Below are 1166 nucleotides of genomic sequence, written 5' to 3' on the forward strand. Positions count from 1 at the left end.
TTAAAACTCGGATTATTTTTATCCGATGTGTACCTAAACCATCTGATGACTATCATGGTTTCCGTTTTCCTCCGTGGTTACAGGGGGAAAACTGTAGATTTTGCCGAAGTAAGTAACCAGCATAGAACCACAACCGCCTATTTCCTGAACCATGGCAAGTGGAATGATTCCGCTCTCCAGGATACTTTGAAAAATGCCGTCATACAGGTCATTTATCAGGAGGCGCAACGCTCAGGACAGCCTGTTTTCTGTATTGTGGATGATACGATTGCTTCGCATACCAGGCCTTCGTCACAGGCTCGGCATCCAATTGAAGCGGCGTACTTTCATCAATCCCATTTAAAGGGCTGTCAGGATTATGGGCATCAGATTGTTTCTGTCATGCTTTCCTGTAATGGGCTCATACTGAATTATGCCGACATCCTGTATGACAAATCAAAGTCAAAGATACAGATTGTCCAGGAGATTGCGGATGAGCTTCCCGTGGCACCGGTGATTTCCTATTTCCTTTGCGACAGCTGGTATACCTCCGTAAAAGTAATGGAGAGTTTTATCCGGAAAGGGTTTTATACGATCGGAGCGCTGAAGACCAACCGGGTCATCTATCCATGCGGAATCCGCCAGAAAGTCAGTGAGTTTGCCCTTCATTTGAGAAAAACAGACCGTGCTGTCAGCCTTGTGACCGTTGGCGGCCGTGAATTCTATGTATATCGCTACGAAGGAGAACTCAATGATGTTCCAAACGCGGTGGTTATTATCAGCTATCCCCGGGAAGCTTTTGGAGATCCGAAAGCGCTGAGGGTATTTATATCCACAAATGCCGGAATATCCACCCAGGAAATCCTTGACACATATGCAGAACGGTGGCCGATCGAAATATTTTTCCGTCAGAGCAAAAACAAACTCGCGCTGGACAAATATCAGATTCGCTCACGGCAGGGAATCGAGCGGTACTGGCTGATCATGTCATTGGTTCATTACATGTGTTGTATGCATTCCGGGAAATATAATACCTTCGAGGAAGGATACCGGTATTTTCAAGATCAAGTCAAAATAGAGCGAATCGGTAATCTGCACCAGTTCATAAAAAATGGTGCGTCACTTGAAGCTGTTTTGAAATTGGTAGGGTAGTTTTGTGCAAATTTCAATATTTGCTCATTTATAGT

Annotated in this window: 1 protein-coding gene; it reads left to right on the forward strand. The window is 44.7% G+C overall.

The genetic code is table 11. The annotated features are described in order from the left end of the window. Positions 1-1131, forward strand: a 1131-nt coding sequence (locus NSB25_RS29055) for a transposase (protein WP_306817720.1), incomplete at its 5' end; no start/stop codon positions are given. Positions 1132-1166: the final 35 nt, after the last annotated feature.

The sequence above is a fragment of the Acetatifactor muris genome (assembly GCF_024623325.1).
GTDB classification, from domain to species: Bacteria; Bacillota; Clostridia; order Lachnospirales; family Lachnospiraceae; genus Acetatifactor; species Acetatifactor muris.